Origin of the sequence: Arthrobacter sp. TB 26 (assembly GCF_000427315.1) — a bacterium.
GTDB lineage: Bacteria > Actinomycetota > Actinomycetes > Actinomycetales > Micrococcaceae > Arthrobacter.
This window is the reverse complement of the sequence record NZ_AUPJ01000526.1, coordinates 2,285-8,822: the sequence shown is the minus strand read 5'-3', so window position 1 is coordinate 8,822 and position 6,538 is coordinate 2,285. Positions and strand designations below refer to the sequence as shown.

The following is a 6,538-nucleotide window of genomic DNA, read 5'->3' as shown; positions in this document are numbered from 1 at the left end:
CGCCGACGGCGCGCAGCACGAGTCCGACCGCCAGCAGGACGCCGCCGGCCGCGGCGGCCGCCAGGATCCACTGCCCGAAACTTGAGCTGGCGGCAGCCACGAATTCGCTCTTGAAGATCTCCGCGACTTCGTTGCCGCTGCTCGTCCGCGTCACCGCACCCCCGACGGCGTCGGCGGCAAGTTTCCAGACGCCGGCGAGCACGAGGGTTCCAAGTCCGATGCCGGCAACGACGGTCCCGCGCTGCCGGGCGGCCACGAACGCCAAAGCGAAGGCGATGAGTGCACCGATGGCCAGGGCGTAGCCCATCGGCGCGAAGGCGGACACCCGGTCGAGGATCTGCCGGTGCTCGGGCTGTCCGATGGTGATCAGCAGCTGGTCCGGGGCCTCCAGCGGGAGCGTGGTGGCTTCCGCCACCTGCTTCGTCACCAGGGCGACGAGGGGTGCAAGGTCCAGGGTCACCGAGGAAACACTCTGGGCGCCGGCAGGCAGGGTCTGGGGGTCCGCGAAATTCAGCCGGTGGCTTTTGCGCAGGGTTTCGGTCCAGGCATCGGGGTAGCCGGGCATGCTCGTCAGGGACCGGGCCGCGCTCTCCAGGATCGGCGTGACCAGTCCGCTGAGCGCTTCCGGGATCCGCTCCGCGCCGAGACTGCCCACGGCGGCCGCAGCCAGGCGCTGCTGAAACACCGGGTCCTTGCCCAGCGGCGCGGTGAACGCCACGAAGCCTTCTTCCTGGACGATGTTGCGGTCCACCCACATGGCCGGAACAGCGGCCGCCGCCAGGACAAGGCCGATAAGGACCGCTACGGCCGAGACAAAAGTGCGCACAAGGATTCCTAGCAGGTTGATGGGTAGTGCCATCCTACGGGGGCACGCCGCCGATCGATAAAGCCGAACGATAAAGTCGGGCCCCGGTGATAGAGCTATGGATAGAGTTGAAACCGACAAGTTCGAGTTGTCTGCCGCCCGCCCTTCCTGACGCAAACGCTGGGGGTGCGTGACTGCGGACAACACCGCCCCGGCAAAGGACACCCACCCATATGCACAAGGCCATCTCCGCCCCGGGGTACCGGCATGTCTGAGGACGTCGCGGCAGCCACGACGGTTCCGGCCACGGCGGCGGAAACCAGCCCGGACAACCCCTGGCCGCTGCAGCTGCTGTCCCAGAAACTCAAGATGCACATCGACCGTGCCCCGTCCGCCTGGGTCGAAGGGCAGGTCATCGAGCTGAACCGGCGCGGCACCAACGCCTACCTGACGCTGCGTGACATCGACGCCGAGATCTCCCTCCCCGCCTCCGTCTGGACCAATGTGCTGGACCGCCAGGAGACCCCGCTGGAACGCGGCTCCCGGGTCGTGGCCCTGCTCAAGGCCGAATTCTGGCTCAAGACGGGCCGGCTGAACATGTCCGTGAAAGACATCCGTCCCGTGGGCCTGGGCGACCTGCTCGCCAGGATCGAGCGCTTGCGCCATGCCCTGGCCGCGGAGGGGCTGTTCTCCGACGCCCGCAAGAAGCGCCTGCCCTTGCTCCCCCACCGGATCGGCCTGATCACCGGCCGCGACTCCGACGCCAAGAAGGACGTGCTGCGCAACGCGGCCCTGCGCTGGCCCGCCGTCGAATTCGAAGTCCGTGAGGTGGCTGTCCAGGGCAACACCGCCGTCGCGCAGGTCATCGCCGCGCTGCGCGAGCTGGATGCGCACCCCGAGGTGGACGTGATCGTCATCGCCCGCGGCGGCGGGGCCCTGGAGGATCTGCTGCCGTTCAGCAGCGAGGAACTCATCCGGGCGGTGTCGGCCGCCTCCACTCCGGTGGTGAGCGCGATCGGCCACGAGGCGGACCGGCCCATCCTTGACGATGTCGCGGATCTGCGCGCCTCCACGCCGACTGACGCCGCCAAGCGGATCGTCCCGGACGTTGTCGAGGAGCTCGCCCGCGTGCGTCAGGCACGTGACCAGCTCCGGCGGGGCGCCACACGGCTGGTGGAGCGTGAAACGGACCGTTTGGCCTCGCTGCGCTCCCGTCCCGTGCTCGCCTCCCCCGAGGTTATGGTCAGCATCCGGCACGACGACGTCGAACGGCTCAAGCGCCGCTCCCAGGCGGCTGTCACCACCGCCGTCGTCCGGGCCGCCGACCAATTGGTCCACCTCAAGGCCCAGGTCCGTGCACTCTCGCCGCAAAAGACCCTGGACCGGGGGTATGCGGTGGTGCAGCTGGCCGACGGCGGTTCGGTTCCAGGCACCCGGGGGGACGTTGTCCGGCACCCCGGCCAGGCCCCGCCGGGCACCCAGCTGGCCGTCCGTGTGGCCGGGGGCCGGTTCACCGCGGAGTCGACCGGAGGCCAGGAACCCGCCGAAGACTGAGCCTGCAGAGCAAGTCCCGGCCGGGCACGCACAGCCCGCCCATCCCACCCGAACCACCTGTCCCCTTCGGACACAGCAAGGAGCAACACGCCATGGCAGCAGAAACAAAGCCCAACGCCGACATCGAGGGCCTGAGCTACGAGGACGCCCGCGAGCAGCTCGTCGGCGTCGTCAGCAGGCTCGAAGCAGGCGGGGCGAGCCTTGAGGAGTCGCTGGCGCTGTGGGAACGCGGCGAGGCGCTGGCCAAGCGCTGCGAACAATGGCTCGAGGGTGCCCGGAAACGCCTGGCCGCGGCGCGCGACCAGGCATCCCAGGACGGCTAGCCGTTCGGCGCCGGCCGGTCAGGAGCGCTCGACCAGTTCCCGTTCCATCGCGACGTCGAGGTCCGGAACCGGCCACTCCAGCTTGAGCCCTTCCAGCGCGTCGAGCAGCAGCTGCTGGACGGCGATCCTGGCGTACCATTTCTTGTTGGCCGGGACCACATGCCACGGGGCGGCCTCGGTGCCCGTCTTCTCGAATGCCTTCTGGTAGGCGTCCATGTAGTCGCTCCAGAACGCGCGTTCCTTCAGATCATTGCTGCTGTATTTCCAGAGCTTTGCGGGCTCATCCAGCCGCGCGAGAAGCCGCTGCTTCTGCTCGTCCCGGCTGATGTGGAGCATGACCTTGACGATCTTGGTGCCGGCGGCCGTCTGCCTGGCCTCGAATTCGTTGATCGCGTTGTACCGGCGTTCGAGTTCCTTCGGATCCGCCCAGCGGTGGACGCGGTGGATCAGGACGTCCTCGTAATGTGACCGGTCAAAGACGCCGACCATGCCGGCGGCCGGCACTTCCTTCTCGATCCGCCACAGGAAGTCGTAGGACTTCTCTTCCGGGGTGGGTGCCTTGAACGACTTCATCTGGACGCCATGCGGATTCATGGCGCCCATGACGTGCGTCACGATCCCGCCTTTCCCGGCCGTGTCCATGGCCTGAAGGATCAGCAGGATGCGCTTGGTGCCGCCGAAGCGCGAGTCGGCGAAGAGCTGTTCCTGGAGCAGGGCGAGGTTGTCATCCAGATCGGCGAGCAACACCTCGCCGTCGTTCTTGTCCCCCGGGTAGCCCGGCGTGGAGTCCGGGTCCGCGGCCTTCAGGCTGAAGCCCTTGCCCACCTTCAGGGTGTCAGAGGGGTGCTCCTTGAATCTCACGACGTCTGCCATTGCAGGCCTCTTTCCGGTTCGGGCAGCCTCCATTCGGACCGCCGGACAACCGCCCGAGCCGCGCTGCTGAGCTCAGGCTAGTTCCCCTTGTACCGGCTCAGGAAGTCCGCCATGCGGTTGATGGCCTCTTCGAGGTCCTTTACCAGCGGCAGTGTGACCATCCGGAAGTGGTCCGGGCGGACCCAGTTGAAGGCCCTGCCGTGGGAAACGAGGATCTTCTGCTCGCGCAGCAGGTCCAGGACGAACTTCTCGTCGTCGCGGATGCGGTACACCTCGGGATCGAGCTTCGGGAAGAGGTACATCGCACCCCGGGCCTGCTGGGTGCTGACGCCGGGAATGGCATTGAGCATGTCGTAGGCCTTGTTCCGCTGCTCGAGCAGGCGCCCGCCCGGCAGGATCAGGTCATTGATGCTCTGGTACCCGCCGAGCGCCGTCTGGATCGCGTGCTGCGCCGGGACGTTCGCGCACAGGCGCATGTTCGCGAGCAGGTTGATGCCCTCAAGGTAGTCCGCGGCGTCCTTCTTCGGCCCGGAAATGGCCATCCACCCGGCCCGGTAGCCGCACACGCGGTAGGCCTTGGACAGGCCGCTGAACGTCAGGCACAGGACGTCGTCGCCGGTCAGGCTGGCCATGTTCACGTGGACCGCGTCCTCGTAGAGGATCTTCTCGTAAATCTCGTCGGCGAAGAGGACAATGCCGTGCTTCTCGGCCAGGGCGACGATCTTCTTGAGGGTGTCTTCCGGGTACACCGCGCCGGTCGGGTTGTTCGGGTTGATCACCACAATGCCCTTGGTGCGCGGCGTAATCTTGGCTTCGAGGTCCGCCAGGTCCGGCTGCCAGCCCGAGTCCTCGTCGCACAGGTAGTGCACGGGCCGGCCGCCGGCCAGGGCAACGGAGGCGGTCCACAGCGGGTAGTCCGGGGTGGGGATCAGGACCTCGTCGCCGTCATCGAGCAGCGCCATCAGGGACATCGTGATGAGTTCGCTGACGCCGTTGCCCAGATAGATGTCATCGACGTGGATGTTCTGGATCCCGCGGGTCTGGTAGTACTGCGAAACGGCCGTCCGGGCCGAGAAGATGCCGCGGGAATCGCTGTAGCCCTGGGCATGCGGCAGGTGGCGGATCATGTCCACCAGGATCGCGTCCGGCGCTTCAAACCCAAAGGGGGCCGGGTTCCCGATGTTCAGTTTGAGGATGCGGTGACCCTCCGCCTCCATCTGCTGGGCGGCCTGAAGAATCGGTCCACGGATGTCGTAAAGGACATTATGAAGCTTGGTGGACTGCTTGAATTCTGCCATCCATCAAATATGCCATATAGAGGATGTACTTCCGCTGAGATCTGACTCACAGGGGTGTCCGGCCGTCACAGGCAGGAAACGAACGACGGCGACTGCCTGGCTCCCCGTGGACCGGAGGAGCCGGCAGCCGCCGTCGTTGGTAAGGAAGGCCGGGAGACGACGCCTACTTGACGATTCCCTTGTCCTTGAGCCAGGCAGCCGCAGCGTCCTTCGGGTTCTGCTTCTGGCTGCCGCTGACTGCCCGGTTGAGGTTGATCAGATCCTCGGTGGTGAGGGTCTTGGAGACGGCGTTCAGGGCTTCCTTGGCCTTGTCCGTCATCTTGTTTTTGTTGTACAGCGGGAGGACCTGCTGGGCGATGAAGTTGTTCTTCGGGTCCTCAAGCACCACCAGGTCGTTGTCCGCGATGGACGGGGTGGTGGTGTAGATGTCGGCCACCTGGACCTGGTCCGAGAGCAGGGCCTTGAGCGTGACGGCTCCCCCGCCGTCGCTGAACGGCTCCAGCTTCTTGGGTACGCAGTTGTAGTTCTTCGCCAGGCCCGGCAGCCCGTAGGCGCGTTCGGCGAAGGTCGCCGGGGCGCCCACCACAATGTCGCTGCAGACCTTGGCGAGGTCTTCGATCGACTTCAGCTGGTACTTCTCCGCAGTGGCTTTCGTGACCACCATGGCGTCCTTGTCCTCGGCCTTAGAGGCTTCCAGCACGGCCAGTCCCTCGGGCAGCTTGCCCGGCAGCGCCTTGTAGATGTCCTCGGCCGAGACCTCCGTGGCGTCCTTGCTGACGTGCAGCAGCAGGTTGCCGCTGTAGTCGGGGATGACGTCCACCGATCCGTCCTGGACGGCCTTGAAGTAGACCTCGCGGGAACCGATGTTCGGCTTGGTGCTCGCCGTGACGCCGGCCCCGTTCAGCGCGCCGGCGTAGACCTCGGCGATGATCTGGCTCTCCGGGAAATCGGCGGACCCGATGACGAGGGCCGAGCCCGACCCGGACGCGGCCCCACCCGTCGCGGGTGAAGTTGAGAGCGGATTGGATGAGCCTCCGCAGGCGGACAGTGCCATGGCCAGGCCTACGCCGGCGGCCAGGCCGCCGAATGCGCGCCTGCCGAATGCTCGTTGGCGGGTTTCCTTCATGACGTACCTCCTTGAACAACAGTCCCCGCGGGTACGGGGTCTGTGAGATCAACCGCAGCCTGCTGGCCGCGGTTTGGCTGTGAAGAGGCCCCCTGGGACAGGAAGAGCCTCTGGATGAGGGCAAGGACAAGGTCGACGGCGATCGCCAGTCCGGCGATGAGCAGGGACCCGCCCAGCATCTGGGGGAAGTCGGACAGCACAAGCCCGTCGAACAGGTACCGGCCGAGGCCGCCCAGGTTGATGTACGCCACCACCGAGACGGTCGCGATGGCCTGGAGCACGCCGGTCCGGAACCCGCCGTACATCACGGGCAGCGCGTTGGGGAATTCGGCGCGGAACAGCACTTGGAGCTCGGTCATTCCCATGGCCCGGGCGGCGTCGACGACGTTCCGGTCCACGCTGGAGATGCCGGCATAAGTGCCGGCGAGCAGCGGCGGGACCGTCAGGATCACGAGGGCCCAGATCGGCGGCATGAGCCCGATGCCGGCCAGCAGGACGAAGAGCGTCAGCAGGCCAAGGGTTGGCAGGGCACGGAGGGCGCCGGCGACGGCCACGGCGG

General features: G+C 66.7%; 6 protein-coding genes and 1 pseudogene (1 of these 7 only partly in view). 2 read left to right on the top strand and 5 right to left on the bottom strand.

Going from position 1 to position 6,538, the window contains the following annotated elements; all coding sequences use genetic code 11:
* Window positions 1-826: hypothetical protein (locus tag K789_RS0120735; RefSeq protein ID WP_024368422.1), on the bottom strand; the 826-nt coding region annotated here is incomplete at its 3' end.
* 246 nt (window positions 827-1,072) lie between these two features.
* Between K789_RS0120735 and xseA the strand changes: the two genes are divergently transcribed.
* Window positions 1,073-2,359: an exodeoxyribonuclease VII large subunit gene (gene xseA / locus K789_RS0120730; RefSeq protein ID WP_024368421.1), complete on the top strand. Its 1,287-nt coding sequence runs from the start codon at window positions 1,073-1,075 to the stop codon at window positions 2,357-2,359.
* Window positions 2,360-2,451: 92 nt separating this feature from the next.
* Complete coding sequence (locus K789_RS0120725; protein ID WP_029705556.1) at window positions 2,452-2,682, top strand: exodeoxyribonuclease VII small subunit; 231 nt, start codon at window positions 2,452-2,454, stop codon at window positions 2,680-2,682.
* Window positions 2,683-2,700: 18 nt separating this feature from the next.
* Here the strand turns inward: K789_RS0120725 and K789_RS0120720 are convergent, their stop codons facing one another.
* The 4 genes and pseudogenes from K789_RS0120720 to K789_RS23720 form a co-directional block, all read right to left on the bottom strand.
* Window positions 2,701-3,555: a polyphosphate kinase 2 family protein gene (locus tag K789_RS0120720; RefSeq protein ID WP_024368419.1), complete on the bottom strand. Its 855-nt coding sequence runs from the start codon at window positions 3,553-3,555 to the stop codon at window positions 2,701-2,703.
* 77 nt (window positions 3,556-3,632) lie between these two features.
* Window positions 3,633-4,853: a pyridoxal phosphate-dependent aminotransferase gene (locus tag K789_RS0120715; protein WP_024368418.1), complete on the bottom strand. Its 1,221-nt coding sequence runs from the start codon at window positions 4,851-4,853 to the stop codon at window positions 3,633-3,635.
* 163 nt (window positions 4,854-5,016) lie between these two features.
* Complete coding sequence (locus K789_RS0120710) at window positions 5,017-5,979, bottom strand: ABC transporter substrate-binding protein (RefSeq protein ID WP_024368417.1); 963 nt, start codon at window positions 5,977-5,979, stop codon at window positions 5,017-5,019.
* Window positions 5,976-6,538 (bottom strand): annotated as a pseudogene (locus K789_RS23720) (ABC transporter permease); it runs 185 nt beyond the window's last position. Before K789_RS23720 ends, K789_RS0120710 begins: the two are co-directional and overlap by 4 nt.